This is a genomic window from Corynebacterium aurimucosum ATCC 700975 (genome assembly GCF_000022905.1).
Classification (GTDB): domain Bacteria; phylum Actinomycetota; class Actinomycetes; order Mycobacteriales; family Mycobacteriaceae; genus Corynebacterium; species Corynebacterium aurimucosum_F.
The window spans coordinates 158,813-177,304 of sequence record NC_012590.1 but is presented as its reverse complement, the minus strand read 5'-3'; the positions used below and the strand labels follow the sequence as shown (position 1 = coordinate 177,304).

Below are 18,492 nucleotides of genomic sequence, written 5' to 3'. Positions count from 1 at the left end.
GGTCCTCTACTAGAATCTCCCCCATGGCTTCTGATGCGACGTATCCCCTGCTTGATTCTGCCGACGCCGAGAAGATGCTCGCCTTCGCGCGGGCCCAGGCGCCGGGGGTTTCTCTCCCCACCGATGAATCCGCCCACATTGATGAGCAGATCAACCGAGTACTCGCAGATGACAGGTTCTTGGGCAGCGTGGAGGACGCCGTCCCCGCCGCCCAGTACCTAGAAGCCCGCGAAACCCTTCGCGTGGCTGCCGGCACCATCGAGAACATCGACGATTCTCTCACCATTGCCTCACTGGGCGCGCTGACCGGACAGCCTGCGCTCGTGGCTACCGGCTATACCCGCGTGGCCCGCGCATGGCTGGATAACAACAACACTGAAGCGGCAGAGAAATTCGCAGCCAAGGCCGCTGCAGCTGGCGACGACACGGCGTTGAATGAAATTGCCGCAGCGCGCACCGCGGCCAGCCAAAAAGACTTCTCTGAATCCGCCCCCACCAGCGCGGAGGTGTCCTCCGGCTCCGCCAGCAACACCTCAAGCACCGACAGCAATGTATCACTGGCCGTGCTCCAAGAGCGCCTAGAATCTGCCAAGAGCGGTGAAGCGAGTGCAGTGAAAGGACACGCTGCTGAATTCGTGGCTATCAACGACGCCGTCACTGGAGGAGATTTCGACGGCGCAGGGGCCACGATGGGTGACATCCTCCGCACCATCCTCGAGTCCGCCGTGGGCGCGCTGTGGGCATCTAATTCTGCCGCCGACTGCGAGCGCGTGGCTACGCAATCTTTCACCATCCTCTCCAACGCACGGACGGACGAGGAGTACCAGCAGCTCCCCGCAGTGATGCTAGCCCGCTTCTATAGCGATGCTGCACAGCACTCTTCTTCAGACTTAGAGCAGCGCGTGGCCTGCTTTGCCGCTGCTGCCCGCGAGTTCCAACGCTGCGGAGACCTCGATGGCGAGCTCCATGCTTTGCTCAAGACCGTGGCCCTCGATGTTCGCCACAGCGATCCAGAGGAGGCCTATGACATCTTGGCCTCGCGCTACGTGGATTCGCTCAAGCTCCAGAGCCTTCCCGTATCCGCCAAGTGGACCGTCCTGTATTCCGAAAGCCTCCGCTTGCAGGCGCAGGACATGTTTAAATCCACCCAGGTTTTGCTCGATTTCTTGGACCGGCACTCTGTCGCCGAAGCCACGACACCGTCGGAGCAAAACGCCATGGCGGAGGTCGCCGAACTTTTAGGTGATCGCTACTCTTCCGCCGACGCAACAGACCGCGCGCGCAAGATGTACCACCTTGCGTTCAACCTCTTTGCCAAGGCCAATAATGTGCGCGCTCTCGAGGAGCTGCGCAAGAAGGCCTAAGCCCCGCGGTGCACGGGGCCTAGGCTTGTCACGCTTGGCCGCCGAACCACTGCCGGTTCGCAGGCAGCCACAGCAGCACAATGACCACCGCCGATGCGATGGACGCGGGCATGACCGAACTCGCCGGAATGAGCAGCACCACGATGGCGCTGATAACGGTCAGCGCAATCCGCGCGGACTGCTGCGCGTGCAGCACATAGGTGGTGAGGGCACACACCAAGAGAACCAGTACGGCAAGTAACACGCCGAGCTCAGTGGAGAGCTGGTCCGTGCGGCTTACCGCCGCCGGGCTGTTTTCAAAGGCGATGAGCCGGCAGATGTTGTATACCGCGTAGCTCGTGATGAAGACCTCCAGTACCGCTGCAATCTTCAACGGCCACGGTGCCCATTGCGCCTTCATATCGGCGGCACGGCGGGTCTGACGGACAGAATCGGTGACTGCACCGTAGCGATAGTCCGGTGCGGGCGCGGCAGGCGAGCCTGTCGGCGGGGTTCCTGGGGGTTGTGGGCTACCGAAAGTCATGACACATCCTGCGCAAAGACGCCGCGTTGGCTCAGCAACCAACGAATGGGATCCAGAACGCGGTAGGGCGCAATGCCGCTGCGGGCTAGCTGGCGGCCCGTCGGGGCCTCACCCAACGCGGAGACCACGAAGAAGCTACCGCCGCGCGGAGCTGCCGAATAGATCTTGTTGATAAGGTCATTAGCACCCAAGAAGCGCAACAGCGATTCGGCTTCAAGGTGGACCATCCAGCGGTCCGAATCGCGGAAGTTCCACCCGGTATCCCGGCGGAAAGCGGAGCCGCGGTTGGCCATGAGTTTCTTCCAACGCACGTCATCCACCTGCTCAAGTTTCTGCACCGTGTCGAACTTCGAGATGGTCACGGCCAGTGGCGGCGGGGTATCCGTATCGAGCAGCGCCAGCAGGTTGTCCAGAACCCGCAGGGAATCCGCACCGAGCTCACCAATATTGGGAATCAGACCGTGGATAAAGTCCTGAATTTGCTGCACACGCAGCGGGTCAAAGAGGAAAATCACCAAATCCGCGTGGGAGAAGAAAGCGAGGTTCTCGCGGTCGGCTTCGTTCTCTGGCGGGTTCTCCAAGTCTTCGCCCGCCACGTCGCGGAAGACCAAGTAATTCATGCGCTCGTGTCCCTGTTCATCAGGCCACTTACCGAGCTCAAAAATCAGTGGGTCGCGCTGGTAGGCGTCGGTAGCCACCGCACTTGGCGTGGGGTCCATGGCACGCATCTCCTCAAAGAGCGGCTTCTCATAAACCTCGGCGTAGCGCTCGCGCGTGGATTCATCCGCCGCTTGGACGGAGCGGTTGTGCTTGTGCGCCAGCTGCTTGAGCTGCTTGATCATCACCGCGGTGTAGAGCGACTTACCGGAGTTACGCGCGCCGGCCATGGCCACGCAATGTGTCACGGCGTCGGTCCATCCCTGCGGCAGCTCCCGGTTGGTGTATGGGCTTACCGTCACACCATCCTCGAGCGGTTTAAAGGTCCACGGGCAACGTGCCTGGCTCATTAGTTCCTCTCTTTCAGCATGGCAGTGACGCGGTCAGTCAATTCCGAAAGCTCCGTGTTCGCGCCGGATTCGAGCTGCTTGACGACGTCCCCGTCGATCACCGCGTACGCCACATGAGCCGGGGTTCCGTTGATTCGCGCGAGCTCCAGCTCCTGGCGTCCGATAGCGCTCGTGATGAGCACCACGGTGGGCACCTGGGTTTCCAGCATGGAAGTCACGGGAGAATCGGTGACGTAGATGACCAGCGAGGACGTGGAGGTGAGAGTCGGCAAGCGCCACGGCCGCTGACCTACACGCTCCGCTCCACTATCAATGACGTCCGCGATGAAACGGGTCAGCTCATCCACCTTATGGGTCTCGATGCTGTCCTGCCCATCAGTGGCGCGGAAGTGCCGGAAGGCATCCGAGAGCGCATCGATATATTTGGCGGTCGCCTCGACGATCTTCGGTGTGACATTGATCTGCATGGAGGCGGAACCATCGACGACCACGGTGACATTATCAAGGCCTGCGACATCCAGCTCCGCGCGACGCATCTTGGAGCGCACCTCGCGGGCGGAATCGGTGATTCCGGCGCCTTCGGTCGTGCCGAATGCTTCTAAGTGGTAGCTGCCGGATTCCGGGGTGACCTCGGCGAGGCGTTCGGCGGAGTCCTCGGCGGCGTCGATAAGCACGCGCGGGAACGTCACCGAATCACTCGAGTTGCTCACCGTCAGGCGGACCTCGCTGCGCAGGCCGAAGGTCCCATTCCGCTTCGGGCGCACGACGATGGTGGCGCGCTCGGGCAGGGAGTGCACCATGATGGAGAGGTCGTGGACGCGCACGGCATCAACACCTTCTCCCAAAATCGCCAGCTCCATGGAGGCGCCGCCGGTTCCCATCTCGAAGGCTTCGACGCGCAGGATGCCGTCTGAGCCGATGCGGCGGGACTCTCCGTCCCGCAGTGTGTATTTAGCCATGACGCTTATTTCCTTCTCTTACCTTCCGTGGAATCCCATGTTTCGACCGTGCTCACCGAGAGCTGCTCCCCGGTGTTGCCATGCTGTGTTCGGTTCAAAATACGATGGGCCCGGTCGTTGCTGCATGGGAGCTGAGCGCTCCGCCAGCAACTGTGTCGTGCCATCTAGCAACATGGCGACGCGCCCCGTGGCATAGCGCTCGCAATGATCCAGTGCGATGATTCCGGCGAAGTGCGTAGCGGTGAGGTATCCGATGTGCTCGAGCTCGCGGTCCTCCCAGGGCTGCAGGGCATCCTCTGCTAGGAGGTTGAAATCCCGCGGGAAGTAGAAAACCCAGGAGGCAACAATCGCGGACATCAACAGCTTGTCCAACCCCTCACCCAACGAGTTTTTATCGAGGTAGGCCAGCTGGATGGAGCGACCACGGTGGGTATCAAGGTGCTCGATCCACCAGCGCGGATCGAATTCCTTGAGCCTATGCCACTCCTCGGCGCTGAGTCCAGGAACGTTGGCGTTGCCGCCCGACGCCGTTGCCGGCGCGGCCTCCGCCTTCGTGGCAAAAGGGTTCTCCTGCGCCGTGTTCGGCTCAGGCGCATCGAGGGGATTTGGCGGAGTACCCGCGGGTCCATGACCCGGGAGCGCAAAAGGTGAGGAATCTGCGATAGGTGCTCCGAAATCAGCTGAGTCCTGACCCCAAGAATCGTCAAAGCTCTGCGCGTCTCGCTGTGCAGGTTCGCTACCCGTTGCAGCGTTCTCCTCTGCTATGGGTGTCGTAACAGTGCGCTGCTCGGCCTGCTCTTGCTGTGGCTCCGGAGCCGCAGACTCAGCTTCTTCCGCGGCATTTTCTGCATAGGAGCTGACGTCTGGCAGGGCCTCATCGAGGGCGAACACGACCGGATTGCCGGGGATCGCCGTCTCCGCGAGACGCTGCTTCTCGCTCGGCGGCACCACGAGCATGGTGGAAGTGCTCAGCGGGAACTCATTGATGGCGGCGGCTTTTTCAAAAGTGGAGAAGCCGAAACCATCCTCCCCCACCTCGCGGGCGGTGGCAGCAATCCACAGCGCTGCCTGGTTATCAGGGGCCACGAGGATGACCAGGCCGTTGCGGGAATTCAACACTGTGGCCATGGCAGAAACCAGCGCACGGTTGAAGCTCGGATTCGGGTTCGGGGCTACCGCCTTGAACGGTGCGGGAAGCTTCTCTGGGTAGCGGAATTCGCCATCCAAAAACTCTTCCAACAACACGTCCGAGTGCAACGGTCCGCGCGCTGAGATCTTTTCCGGAATCTGCACCTTATCCACCTCGTAGATGGAAAAAGGTGCTGGGATGTCAGGAGAAAACAGGACCGTCGCCGGTGCCGGCGGGGTTCCCGTGCGCGAAATCGAGGTGTAGGTAAAGACGTTGCCGCCGCGGCCGGTCGCATCCAGGCCCGCGGGGACGGATACCATGGTGACCCACTTTTCCGCCTCAGGGGTGAGCGCAAAGACCGCAGTACGGCGAACCAGTTCCGCGCGCTGCTGGGCAGAGGGGAAATCCGGGATCGTCGTGCCGTTGTTGAGAGAGGTCGGCACGAAGGACACGAGCTCAGCCAACTCTTCTTGGGTGATATCACCGGCCTTCTGGCCTACACCCCAGCCACCGGCGCGGCCATTGGCACGGGAAAATGATGCATAGCTAAAGGCGCCGCCCATAACTACTGGCCTCCTTGAAAGTACTGATCCTGCGAATAATCCTGCCCGTAGTTCTGCTGGTCGTAGTTCTGCTGCTCATACTGCGCCTCATAGTTCGGAGCCTGATTCTGCACGGGTGGGTACAGCCCCAGTCGGTAGGACACATCGCCTTCTACCACCACAGCTTTATCTGATGCGCTCAGCGTCGAGGAAGCATCGCTGTAGCTTTCCGAGAAACCACTGAAGGCATCATCACCACCGAAGCTGTCGAACGAGGTATCAACCTGGCTATCAAAGCCCTCGACGGCGAACAGGCGGATGAAGCCGCCGCGCTGAATGCGCTCGCCTAATGCCACCGTGAAATCTGGGTGCTGCCCGCGCATCGGGCCCAAGCCATGAGCCACGTGCGTGGTGCTCTGCAGATTGGTCTCCACAATGCCGAGCGCCTCGCCGTCTTCGGGGAAAAGCGGCAGGCGGTCAGCTCGGTAGACCACCTGGCAGGAGAACTGGCGCTTATCGCCGTTGCCCAAGCTCCAGAGGAACACCCTGGCTTGGCCTTGGGAGGAATCGACCTCAAAGTCATAGGTCACTGGGCGCAGACCTTCGTACTGGATCACGCGCTCATTGCCCTCGGTGCGCTTGCCTGCGAAGACCGCATAAGGCTTCAGCCGCACGGTATCACCGTGCTGATCGAGGTGCAGGCGGATGCCTCCCTGGAGGTCGTAGTCCTCTTCGCGGATCTGATCGTGCTCGCGGTTGGTGGAGTACTCCACCGCCGTTGCACCCTTCGGCCAATCGAAGGTAATGAGCTGGCTGTCCACGCGCTCAATGAGCCGGAACTGGTCATCCTCAATGGACTGCACGCGCTGCAGCACCTTGGATTCACCTACCCAGGCATCAGCATCGTTGAAGTTCACTGGGGTGATGTAAACCTCGTACCAATCTGGCGGCCACGGCACCGTGGTGGTTTGGAAGGAGCCCGGTTCGGACACACCGCGGGTCTCACTGATAGCACTCGACAGTGCGCTTTCGACGTAGGTCTTCGGCACTGCGGACGTGCGCAGGTCCGCCTGCGGGGCGGTGGGCGTGAGATAAATCTTTACCTCGCCGGTCTTGGGCGAGTACCAATCCACCTCGATGGTGTCCTGTCCGTATTCGCTGCGGCGCTCGCAACGGGAGAGCTCCAGCTTCTCCAGCTCGCTGGCGAGCTTCACGGAGCGCTGGACTGCGACTTCGTCTTGGCTTTGCTCAGTAGCGCCGTGGAACTCCGCCTGGCCCAGCAAGGAGATGACGACGGTCTGTCCGGTCTCTTGCACCGGAATAGTCGCCTTGCGCCCGCTGCTGTCCACGTCTTGTTCGAAGCGCGGGGACAGCTTTTCCTTCTCGCTATCGCGGCAGGCATAAACCATGGCGCTCGAGTGCCCCGGCAGCAGGTCCCAAGACACCTGAATGGCGCCCTTGATGGTGGACACCTGAACGTTCACCGGCGGGAAGACCACGCCCGTGTCTCCCATGAATACCGGCTGGCTGTTGACAAGCTCACGAAGGTCGCGGCCCTTATAAGCCCATACCGCGTAGTGGCGCAAGCCTGTCTCGCCCGGCTCGTGTTCACGGTAGGCGGTTCCCTTCGTGTAGACGAGGGTGTCACCGGCATCCGGGGACGCCACCATCTCTGCGTCATCGGCGACGACTCGGTAGAACACCACCTCATCCGGCGCGTGCTCGAGCTCCGGCCACCACAGGCGCACCGGATGGCGCTGATCGGAATCCTCCGGCTCCGGTTCTGGCTCTATGCCGTAGCCAGGCTCTTCTTGAGATTCCTGCTCCAGCGCCGCCTCTTGCGGCACCTCGACTTCAAACTCGATGCCGGGGGCTTCCCAGTTCGGGTCCTGGCGAAACTGGTACTCCGCCTTAATCCCGAAACCAGGGATGGTGATGTAGTCCTCTTCGTTAACCTGAGTCTTTTGCTCTTCCTCTGCCTGCAGTGCCTCCCACTCGGCGAAGAAATCGTGCGGCTGTGCCGCTGCTTGCGCCGGTTGGGGTTGAGCCGCGGAACCTGTCTGCGCTACACCGGCGGCTGCAGCGGCACGCTGTGCTTGCTCGCGTTGGCGGGCCTGCGCTTCAGCCTGTGCGGCGCGCTCGCGTTCTGCGCGCTCCTGTGCCGCGCGTTCTTGCACGGCACGTTCTTGCGCTGCCCTCTCTTGTGCCGCGCGCTCCTGCGCAGCACGTTCCTGGTCCACCGCAGCATTGCGCGCCTGCGCGCTCAGCTCCGGGTGCTCGACCGCTTCGCCGTTATACGCGGCGGCAATCTGCTCGGCGAACTGCCTAAACGGCGCTGATACAGCTGCACGCACATCATCGGCGTTTACGCGCTTGAGCTGGTGCAGGGACTTAAGCTCACTCAGCGGCACATCCGCAATCGAAGGTTTCTGATTGTGTGTCATCAACGTTCCTTAAGAAGGTCTCGTCAGAAAGTTTCGTCGAGGTCTGAGAGGTCCAGCGCTTCCGGCCGGCCAAACGGCGGCTGCGCAGTCGGGCTTTCGCTATTGCTCTGCCCCGGCGACTTGAAGCCCATGTGGTCCATGTCATCCAGATCATCCAAGGAGAAGTCCGAGGAATCCTTAAAGGACGGAGCACCAGACGCCGCATCCGGGATCAGGTACTTGAAATCAGTGATCCTTCCGTACTGCACCACGGTCACAGAACGTGAGAGCTGACTGGTCAGTGCGGTCTGGCTGTCCACCTCCACGATGCGGGTGCGCGAGCCGTCGATTTCGGTATATCCTTCAGCGCCGCCCGCATTGGTCAGCGCATTGGGGCTAAAGGCCTGAAGAGCACCCTTTTCCTGGTTCATGCCGTCGAGGAACTCGGCGGTGCTCTGAACGCGGCTGCCGCCTTCCTCGCGGAAGGTCACGCGACTGAGGTATTGCTGCAAGCTGCGGGCCATGCGTGGATCCGTAATGACCTTCTGCCATTCCTGTTGCTTGAGGTCGCGGTCCTGCATATAAGGGTGGTCAAGGCTGCGCGATAGGTTATCTAACGCAGTGCTGGAGCCGAGGCCAGCCATGCCCCACATCTCATTGAGCGCCACGGCCGAGTGGCCAGTGCGGTTGCGCTCAAAGGTGTCATTCATGTCATCGAGGAGGGACTTGAGCGAGCGGTGTGCCCACTCCGTCTGGAAAATGTGGGAGCGGATTTCATCCGTCATGCGCACGGCATCATCGCGGTTGAGCACGGCCTGAGCAATGCGAGCGTTCTCCGGAAGGCCCGACTGCGGCGTCCGCAGGTGATCGCTCGACGTCTCCTTGCGCCCAAAGGGCGCGTAGATAGCGCGGCCCAGCAATGCCGACCAGCTCAGGAACTGGTTATAGGCATTAGAGATACGCGAGATCTCGGCCGAGGCCGTCGCCAGATTCTGCGCGGCGATCTCTTGGTTGCGGTTCAACAGCTTGCGGCGCTGCACGTAGTCAAAGATCTCACGCTGAGCCTTGGTAAAGACCGCCCAAGAACACACAAGGAAAAGAAGAACAGCCAGGATGATGCCCACGACGTACCACGGCCAGTCGAACCACTGCAGGTACTCACCCAACGGCAAGTCCGGGTTGTAGCGGCCGGCCACCATGTAGGTCATCAGAGCAAGCACTACGAAGAACACAATCCACATCGTGCGCAGCTTTCGGGTCAGCGCTTTGTTCTCCGCGTTGAAGTCACGCGCTTGGAAGCTGTTGGCCAACTCTTGCAGTTCACGTGCCTTGGCGTGTGCGTCGCGGTACTTCTGCTGGGCGTGCCCCAGCTTCTCCCACAGGCCCTGGCCCACCTTCCACGCGAAGGTGGTGCTGTTCTTTGCTCGCCACGAAGCAAACTCGTGCTTCTTGCGGCTGACAGCTTCATTGCGGGTCTGCTGGCTGGTGTACTCAATATCGGCGGCGAAGCGCTCGGCACCCACCGGATCGAAAGGCGCGACGGTTGCTTGGGACTCGTGCGTATAGCCCAGAGTGCTGGTCATGAGCGGATGGAAGCCCTCGAAAGAAGCGCTGACATCCTGCACGGACTGGCCACCGTATTGCACGATGTACATGTTGCCCTGGTTATTGCGCAGCCCCTTGGTGTCGATGCTGTCGCGCCAGGATCCGTCGACAAGGCCCAGCGCATAATCGTGATAGGCCTCCCACGTGCGCGAGAGTTGCGGCTCCTGGCCCAAGGAGAACTGCTGCTCGCGGGCAACTCGCATGGTGTGCTCACTGGCTTGGCGCAGCTCGTCGACGCTCGTCGCACCGCTGCCCTTACCGGAGTGCCCGGCCAAGACGACCTCCACGCTGGAGTCCGCACCGTAGAGCATCTTCTGCAGGAAGGTAGCCGCGTTCTTGTTCATTGCACCGCGCTGGCCCTCGACCCAATCCTGCGGCTTGCCCACCACGGTGGACCAGTACAAACGCAGGTTATCCTTCAACGCCGCCCAGCCGCTGACTTTGTGGGACTGCAGCTCCTCATAAGCGGTCGGAGCGCTCACCAACGGGGAAATCTCCTGGTTGATGAACATCTGGGCGCACTGATCCGTCAGCTGCTCCGGATTGGCGTAGTGCACGGCGCGAGAAATGTTATTGACCTGCGGCTGCGGTAGGCGCTGGCCGGGATCGAAGACGGCCTTCCTGACCTTGTCCTCAATATCACCGGCATCGATGGTGCGGTGGAAGGCACGCACCAAACGGAAGCGCTGCCGGTCACCGGTCTCGATGACGCGATGCGTATCCGGGTCCAGCACTGCCGGCTCGGGCATGCCGCGCCACAAACCGAAGATGCTGGCTACGGCTGGGGCTGCAAACTGTGCAAGCTCGAAACCGTTGGCAGTGCGCTTGATGGGGCGAATACGCGAGGAGGCCGGGGTTCCACCCTCCTCTGGGGAGAGCACGAGGTTACTCCAGCCCTGCAGCGGAGCGATGTCCACGCTCTCACGCGGCAGGGCGGAGAGCAGCAAACGCACGCGCAGGTTGGAGGCTTGAATCAGGCGCTGATCGACGGCCCCGACCCACTCCGTGAGCTTGGCGACGTCCTGCGGCTGTGCCGCATCCATCGGGTCAATGGTGGCGAGGAGGACGTCCCCGCTGAAGCTGCGGAGGGCATCGTCGAGCGTCGACAAGCGCGCCGTGCCCTCCTCCGTAAAGGAGCGCACAACGGCCCCGTTGATGGGGTGGGCATAGTCAATCCAAAGGAAGTCCTGCAGAAGGCCAACCGCACGCAAATCACTAAGACGCGAACGGATATCATCCGCCGTGGCGCCGTGTCCGAAAAAGATTACGTTCGTCATTAGAAGGTGTCATCCAGGTCGTTGAGGTTGAATTCCGGTGCGACGTCCTGGCCAAAGCCGGAATCGGAGCTACGCACCTGCGGGGCAGGCTGGGCGACGGGATTCTCCGCCACAGTCTTGGCCTGGTTCAGGTAATTGCGGATAACCGGAACTACCTCGATGACGTCCAGCGCCAAGTCACGGTAGTACGGCGTATGCGATGCGACCTCGCGGGAGCGTACCTCCGCAAAGGGCTTTTCCTTCCGTCCCTGTCCCGGCAAGGAATTGGTGTGGCCCGGCACAAAGTGATCTGCGCCGCGGGTGAACTTATCCAGCTCCTCCACGAAGGATTCGTAGCGGTCCTGGATGGAGGTACCCATGACTCCGCGGTTCGGAGCTTCACCGGATGCCAAGAACTGCGCGAGGCGGTGAACCACCGGGTGCGTGGATGCACCGGAATGGGCGAAGTCCAGGCCGTCGTCGAAAAGCCCGCGCAACAGCTGGTATGGGTAGAGCGAGGAAGCGAATCCGTAGCGCCCGGTTTCCTGCACCTTCGCGTAGGCGATGAAGATGGACTCCAGAACCGAAGACATCCAGTCGGATTTCTTGATCATGCGGCGCGGCGAGATAAGCAGCGGATCCGGGAAATCAACCCAGCCATTCACGCCACCATCCGTGTCATCGAAGATGTGGGCTGCCGCATTGGCTGCATCGGCGTTGGAAATGTAGACGCGGCCGGTAATGCGTCCGATGATCCAGCCCGCCACCATGGCCTGACGCTCCGTCTTCGTCAGCGGCAGGGCTGCCGGCAGCGGACGGGTGCGGCGCTCCGACCACCAGGAACCATCGAAATTGTCCTGCTTCTCGATGTCCTTGGCGATGTAGTTGAACATCGAAGAGAAGACGATCGGCGAGTAGTTGGGGTAGGAACCGAAGATCTCGATGTGCTGAACGTGATCCGACATGTTTAGCGAGTTGCGCAGAGCCACCGTGGAAGGCCCGTCAATCTCCGGGCGGCTGAGCACCGACTCCAGCTGGGAGGCAATGCCAGTTTCTGCGGAGCCAAGCTCCGCAAATGGGATATCGGAGAAGGAGTAGGTGTACTGCACGGACTTGCCGTGGATGCGCTGAACCATGTCGTCGTTAACAGCAGCCAACGGGCGGGCATAGCTCAGGGCCAGCTGGAAAGCCTCGATGAAGCGGCGCTGGCGCTCAGCGTGCTCGACCTCGTTGATGTCCGGGGTAAGAGTGAGGTAGCGGCGCAGATCCACCGAGTTGAACTTCTGGAACTCATAATCACGGCGGTTAATCCACTGGCGCGAGCGCTCCAGCAGATCAGTCGGGCGGATCTTGGCGTGGTAGTGCGCGCGCTGCGATTCGCGGGACTCACCACTTTGCGGATGGCGCGAGAGGTACTTGGACACCCAACCAGCACGGTTGGAGTAGGCATCGTTGGTACGCTTCTGCGGGGCCAGGGTGTCATTCGGCGCCTGGGCCGCATCGAGCGACTCCCATTCACCGCGGATGACCGCACGCACCGCAAAGGGATAAGCCTGCTCGTAGTTGGTGACATCCGAGGTGGACTGCTGGCCCTGGATGGTACGCAACATCTGGTCCCGGTAGTCCGAAATGAAGGTGTTGACGTCAGTCAGCATGATCTCGTTCTCGGCACCCTTGAAGCGGGTTTCCACGACCTCATCGAGCTCTGTTGGCCACGAGTTGACCTCGTCTGTGCGGACGTCGGCCAACTTGTTGGTCTCCGGGCGCTTTGACACGGCCTTCTCCAACACCGCGTGGGCATCCCCCAGCTCGCGCTTAAGGTGGAAGAGGTTCTCATCGGCATAGTCCTGCAGGACATCCTTGAGCAGGTGCGCAATGGCCATAAGGGCGTAGCTGTAGAACTGGTTGAAGTACAGACCCATCAGAGCATTAACCGTAGGAGTCGGGTCCGTCATCTGGCCCTTGCCAGTCAGCGGGCTGAGGATTGGATCCGCGCCTTCCGGCTTCGCCAACACGCGGGTGTTCTGGTAGTAGCCAGAGTACTCAAACAGGCACGGCAGGAGAAGGTCAGAGTTGGTGAGCACATCCGTGATCTTGGAGAGCATCTCGCGCACATAGGGCACGCCCACCGCAGCCAGCTCCGACTCCACGGTGGCGAGGACACCATCGCTGAAGAAGTTGGCGTAGCGGTAAACAATGTCATACGCAGCATTGTTCAGAACCGATGCGATGGCCTGCTCATTGCGGGGATCGGCCATGTTGCCCTCAAACTCTTCGCGCCATTCGTTGACGTTGCGGCCCTGGCCCACCGGAATGAAGTTCTGCAGGTGCTTCGCGGCGCTGTCCGCGGCTTGCTGGGCTTGGCCACCGAACACACTGTTGAGCCAGTTCCAGACGCTACCGCTATCGATCTGTCCGCCCTGTGCCCAGGAAGGATCAAGCGTCATAGAGCTAAAGGCGCTAGGCAGGCGCTCCTCCAACTTCTTCGCAATCTGCATCTCGCCGGCCTCGGGGTTCTGCGGATCGAGGTGCCCGTTGAAGAGGCGCTCGAAGGCGCTGCGGGCAAGGCGCTGGGAAGAGTATTCGGCAAAGCGGTCACGGCCCATCGAAACCTGGGCATAGCCCAGCGAACCCCAGGGCAGGCGCCCCCACGGCGTGCCGTCCGGGCGATCCCAACCGAAGAAACGGCGGCCGCCATCACCGGCCGGGGTGTTAGTCAGCGCGTAGGACACGAGGTTATCGCTGGCCTTGGTGGAAGCCATCAGCCCCGCCAACGCGCGGCCCAAGCCGCGGTAGATGGACATGGCGGAACCATCGCCGAAGCGAGCGCTGGTGGTGCCCATCTTGGAACCAATGGGGAAAATACGGCCGAAGGTCTGCCCTTCCGGCGGGGTTCCCATGTCGAAGGCCTCAAAGATAGCGCGGTCGTGATCATACGCATTACCCATCTGTGCGGCGACAACCTCACCGAACATAGCCAGCGAGTTCGGCCACGCACCGGCCATGTCATCCGCCTTGTTATCGGCGAAGATCTCCGGGGTGTACATGAAGATGAGGGTGCCCTGCGGGTTCACGTTTGGAATAGTGGTGAGTACACGGCACACATCGAGGAACATCGAGGCGCCCGCGCCACCTGCCATGGAAGAGACAACGAGGACAACCGGCTGGGAATCACCGGTATCGGTGTCCAGCTTGGTCTGCTTGTAGTTGAGGCGGTTGAGCTCCTGGATTGCCTCCTGCGTGAACATCTCATCCACCGCTTCCTTGAGCGACTGGCGGATCTTCTTGAGATTCGGCAGGGTCAGCATGCGGCCGATCGCGCGGTACTGGCCGGCGCCATCAGCCAGCTTCACGTCATTGGTAGAGGGGTTGCGGGTGGCCCACGTTGCGATCTCACCGAGTTTGCCGGCACGGCCCAGGATGCTGGACACGCCCTCATCGAAGGTGTTGTAGTTCTGGCGAGCACCAATGCCCACGTAGTGGCCGCCATTCTGGGTAACATTCGGCAGCTTCTGCGGGCCTGCCTCCTCCTCGAGCGGCACATCGATGTTGACGAACTGCCAGGCCTTGGGCAACTCGGTCATGTCCGGGTCGATGCTTCGCAGCTCGGCCTTGAGCTGGTCCATCATGAACGCCAGCGTCTTGGCGCCGGAGCCACCGCAACCGACGACGAGGAACTTCTTCATCTTTAACTACCTTTCGAAGGGGAGGTTCACTTCTGTGCTGTTTATGTCTGTTGTGTGCTGCTCTGCCGGCTTAACCCTGGGAGCCAAATCCCGGGGCTGGGGGCCAGCCGCCGTTATTACCAGGGTTACCAGGATTGTCTGGGCGCTGCTGGCCCGGTTGGCCAAAGCTCGGGCCGCCGCCGAAACCAGATCCACCACCAAAGTGTGGTGCTCCGCCGAAGCCGGGGCGTCCCGGCTCTTCAGCGTGACCTGGCTGGTTCTGAGGTGACGGTCCGGAAGGCTGGGACTGGCCGAAACCGCCAGGTTGCGGCGCCTGCTGGCGCCCACCCGGGTGGGGAGCGCCCTGCTGCGGTCCACGTTGCGGCGGCGGACCGCTCGGCGGCTGGGAGCCGGGCTGGTTCTGCTGGACCGGCTGCCCCGGTTGGCCTGCCTGCGGCGGCGTCTGTGCCTTCTCAGCCTTTTCGGCTGGGAATTCGACTTGGTCAAAGAGTTGCAGGGCCTGGCGGCTGATCTCCTTCGACATCTCGTCGTATGCGCTGGCCTGTGCCAACGTATCGATGGTCATGACAATCTCGCCAGAATCGCGGTCCTTCTTGTTACCGATGAAGAACCACGTGTTCTGCACCGCAAGCGGCAACACTGCCCGGTAACCGGACTTCTTGCCCTTGCCGGAGATAGTGCCATCGCGCTGGACCTCCACGTGGGCGGCAGTGAAGGGGCTCAGTCCCATCTTTACCTTGGCATCATTGCTGCCCAAGCGGGCAGAACGTGCAGAGGCTTCCACCGGAACGGCACCCTGAAACTCATCCTTGGACACCGCAAACGGGCGGCCGGTGTCGGTACGCACGAGGTTCGCACCCTCTCGGCGTACCGGGATGGTCTTCGTAAACATGCGGGGCTTTTCCGGAATGCGGCCGCTAAACCACTTCATGAAGTACAGAATGGCCAGCGGAATCAGCAGTGCCAGCAGTACCGCCAAGACAAAGGAGAGGCCGAAAGCAGACTTGCTCAGTGGTGCGGTCATGGAGCCCTGCAGCGTCAGCGGCAGCTCCATCTGCTGGTTATCCTCAGCAGACTGCAGGTTAATGACCGGCTCCACGCGCAGTGGTCCATCCGCCATCTCTTCCACGCTGAGAGTCACCGGGATGGTTGCCTTCTCATCCTTGGAGAGCTCGAGTGCGGAATCTTCCGAGTTGTGCTGAGAACTCACTGCAACGGAAGGAACTCCCGCGGGAAGCATTCCGCCATCAGAATCCATGGTCTGGTCTACCACCCACACCTTGCCGGGGCCGGTCACGGGAACGTCGACGGTAATCTCTTTCTCCGTCATGGTAATTGTCTGTGCCGAGCCCACCGTCGGCATATTGACCGGGGTAACCGTCAGCGGCGTTTCCGCGTTGATGGGATCCAGCTTCGAGCCCGGGCGCTCACCCGTTTCTTTGGTAGTGATCTCCACGCGGGTTCGCAACTGACCGGATGCCGCGTTTTCCACCTTGTCCAGCGGAATATCTACCTGCTGTCCATCGGTGATCGGCGCATTCTCTACAAGGGTGACCGGGGTGCCGTCCTCTGGTACGAACTCCGCGTAGAGGGTTCCCTCACCCTCCAGCGCACGTGGCTCGCCCTTGCCATCGACCAACTGTCCCTTCAGGATCTGGTCCGAGTTAATGCCGCCTTCTACCTTGGCCCCGTCTTCGGTCTTGAGGTCCAGGTTAAGGCCCGGCACCATAACGACGGAAGCAAGGTATTCGCCGTCCGTACCCTCAGCCGCCTTGTAACCAAAGGTCCATGCTCCGGCCCAGGAATCGCCATCCTTTTCCATAGCGATATCAACCATGCCCGGCAGCTTGTTGTTCTCCGTCACGGAGACCTTCGCGCCGGCGACGCTCGTGGTATCGGGTGTGAGCTCCACCGTTTCGCCATCGGGACCAGTCAGGGTCGGTATGAGGTCGCCTTCACCCACCGAATTCTTCGGCACCGCGGACAAACGCACAGGGGACACGGAGTTATCAAGGACGAAATCAAACTGGTCCTTGAAGTTACCTTCCTTGGTTACGCCACCCGAGGTAGGGATGAGGTTACGGAAGGCCGCGAACAGCGCTGCTGGGTCCTCACCCGCGTCAAAGAATGCACCGTTCGGGGCACCCTGGCCACAGTCTTCACCCTCCGCCATGCGGGTGAGCTGGCGGACTTGATCCTGGGCTTCCGCAGCTGGCACGAGGCCCACGTTAAAGAGGCGGATATTGGAGTTACGGAACGCGGTGACAGAGGAATTGACCTCACACAGCTTGTCCTGCGCGCCCTGAAGATCGTTGGCCTCGGCGTCGGTGTAGTACTTACCATCGGTAAAGAACACGATGCCGCGGCAGCTACTACCTTGATGAGAAGCGAGTTCCTTCAACGCGCCTTTGTAGGCCGCGCCATAGTTGGTCTCTAGATCCGCAACGCGATCCTCCTTGCGGAACTTATCCAGTTCGCCCTGCAGGGCATCAGCGTTACCGGAGACATTGGTCCACCCGCCATACTCGGCAGGATCGCTGTAATAGTCGGATCCGAAGCCAGCGAGTTTCACGTTAATGTCTGCGCCGTTGTCTTCCCCGAGGTGGGCCAACTGCTTCACGATGTCCGCCGTGGCATCAACGCGGAAGGCATCGGCATCCGTCGGCTGCGAGCCCTCATAGCCCACCAAGGACGCTGATTGGTCAAGAACAAAGAGCAGGTCCGCAGACTTCTCGCTGGCAATACAGGAGCCAAAATCGGAGAGGTTCTTTTGTGAGACTTCTGAGAGCGCAGATTCGGAGCCGATTCCCTCAGGGCGCTCTTCCGGAGGCGGCGGAGCATCCTGCGCCACCGCTCCCAGGCTGCCACCGAACCCAGTGATGGCCATCGCAGCGGATAAAGCAAGTACTCGTGTGAACTTCTTCATTAGGCGCCAACCGCCTTTCCTACGTAGAAGGCGATTTCCACCGCAGCGACAATGACAAGGACAAAACTTCCGCCCATGATGATGCGGTAAAGCAAAGTTTGCGTGGTGTCCTCAACATAAAACGTCTCGGCTTGGCGCTGCGTGTTCTTCAGCGTGTACAGGCCCAAGAGGATAAAGGACACGATTCCGGCCAGCAGCCATCCACCGATAGCCAGGACAAAGAACAGAGTCTGCGTCGGCGAAGCAATAAGCGGCGCAATGACCAAGAGGATCAGTGCGATAACTGCGGAAACGCCAGCAGCAATGAGCAGCGGCCACGGCCCCTTCGTCGGACTCGTCGGTGCTGCCACCTGACGGCGATAATCCGGTGCAGGCGAGGACTCACCAAAACCATCAGACGAGCCCGGCGCACCAAAAGAGCCACCTGCCCCTGAACTAGGGTTAGCCCCCGCAGGGCTTCCCGGGGCAGAGCCGAAACCGGAGCCCCGACCAAAATCAGTACCGGAGGAAGGCTTCTGCGCTGGGGTCTGGGCAGGATTCTGTGCTGGATTCGGGGCACCAAAACCACCGGGACCCCCAGCCCCACCGGGCGCGCCGAACCCGGAACCTGCACCTGGCTGATCAGCCCCTTGCGGCGGGCGCCCGCCAAACTGTGGCGACGAGCCTGGGGAACCAAACGTCATATCGATGACCTTCCCTTAAACGAAGTTGGGCCACCGGCGAACCTGGTACCTTCCCCATCTAGCGACGCAGAAGGTAGAAGATCCGCCAGAAAGCTCTAAGGACCAGAAACCAAGGTAGCCGCACCCCCTGACATGACGTGTCTTTCTCTGGCCTCGAAATTCGAACGCGCCCGAATCTCTTCGAGCGCGCGCCATGCACACAATAGACAGGAAACGTTCAGGGAATACGAAAACGTTGCAAGCAAAAGAATGCCATACTGCGTGCATTATTTCTGCCCAGTTCATAGATCTTTATGGGCACAGCACCGAGAGCGCACCCCCGAAACAGCCAGTTCCGCTGCAGGTTCTCAGGAAACAGCCGGGTGAGGGAGCACTCCCCATTTCTGCTT

General features: G+C 61.0%; 10 protein-coding genes. 1 reads left to right on the top strand and 9 read right to left on the bottom strand.

Annotated elements, in window-relative coordinates; genetic code table 11:
- The first annotated feature begins 23 nt into the window (after positions 1-23).
- Entirely contained in the window at positions 24-1,364 is a 1,341-nt protein-coding gene (locus CAURI_RS01010) for a hypothetical protein (RefSeq protein WP_010188428.1), read from the top strand.
- A gap of 28 nt (positions 1,365-1,392) precedes the next feature.
- On the opposite strand, the gene CAURI_RS01005 is transcribed toward CAURI_RS01010, so the two are convergent.
- The 9 genes from CAURI_RS01005 to CAURI_RS14050 all read right to left on the bottom strand — a co-directional run bounded on the left by CAURI_RS01005 (position 1,393) and on the right by CAURI_RS14050 (position 18,103).
- On the bottom strand, positions 1,393-1,887 hold the full coding sequence (locus tag CAURI_RS01005) for a hypothetical protein (protein WP_010188427.1): 495 nt from the start codon (positions 1,885-1,887) through the stop codon (positions 1,393-1,395).
- Complete coding sequence (locus tag CAURI_RS01000) at positions 1,884-2,894, bottom strand: TRAFAC clade GTPase domain-containing protein (RefSeq protein ID WP_010188426.1); 1,011 nt, start codon at positions 2,892-2,894, stop codon at positions 1,884-1,886. The genes CAURI_RS01005 and CAURI_RS01000 overlap by 4 nt, the downstream gene beginning before the upstream one ends.
- On the bottom strand, positions 2,894-3,853 hold the full coding sequence (locus CAURI_RS00995) for a hypothetical protein (protein ID WP_010188425.1): 960 nt from the start codon (positions 3,851-3,853) through the stop codon (positions 2,894-2,896). Before CAURI_RS00995 ends, CAURI_RS01000 begins: the two co-directional genes overlap by 1 nt.
- Positions 3,854-3,871: 18 nt before the next feature.
- The gene (locus tag CAURI_RS00990; protein ID WP_010188424.1) at positions 3,872-5,545 is read right to left on the bottom strand and encodes a GAP1-N2 domain-containing protein; all 1,674 of its coding nucleotides are present in this window, start codon (positions 5,543-5,545) and stop codon (positions 3,872-3,874) included.
- Positions 5,546-5,547: 2 nt separating this feature from the next.
- The gene (locus tag CAURI_RS00985) at positions 5,548-7,968 is read right to left on the bottom strand and encodes a SaeA-related protein (RefSeq protein WP_010188423.1); all 2,421 of its coding nucleotides are present in this window, start codon (positions 7,966-7,968) and stop codon (positions 5,548-5,550) included.
- 23 nt (positions 7,969-7,991) lie between these two features.
- Entirely contained in the window at positions 7,992-10,829 is a 2,838-nt protein-coding gene (locus CAURI_RS00980) for an AAA family ATPase (RefSeq protein ID WP_010188422.1), read from the bottom strand.
- Positions 10,829-14,494, bottom strand: coding sequence for a tubulin-like doman-containing protein (locus tag CAURI_RS00975; protein WP_010188421.1), 3,666 nt, complete (start codon positions 14,492-14,494; stop codon positions 10,829-10,831). Before CAURI_RS00975 ends, CAURI_RS00980 begins: the two co-directional genes overlap by 1 nt.
- Before the next feature lie 70 nt (positions 14,495-14,564).
- A complete protein-coding gene (locus CAURI_RS00970) occupies positions 14,565-17,420 on the bottom strand; it encodes a vWA domain-containing protein (RefSeq protein WP_010188420.1) in 2,856 nt (951 codons plus the stop codon).
- Complete coding sequence (locus CAURI_RS14050) at positions 17,420-18,103, bottom strand: PMP-22/EMP/MP20 family protein (protein ID WP_012714759.1); 684 nt, start codon at positions 18,101-18,103, stop codon at positions 17,420-17,422. The genes CAURI_RS00970 and CAURI_RS14050 overlap by 1 nt, the downstream gene beginning before the upstream one ends.
- Between the last annotated feature and the right edge of the window lie 389 nt (positions 18,104-18,492).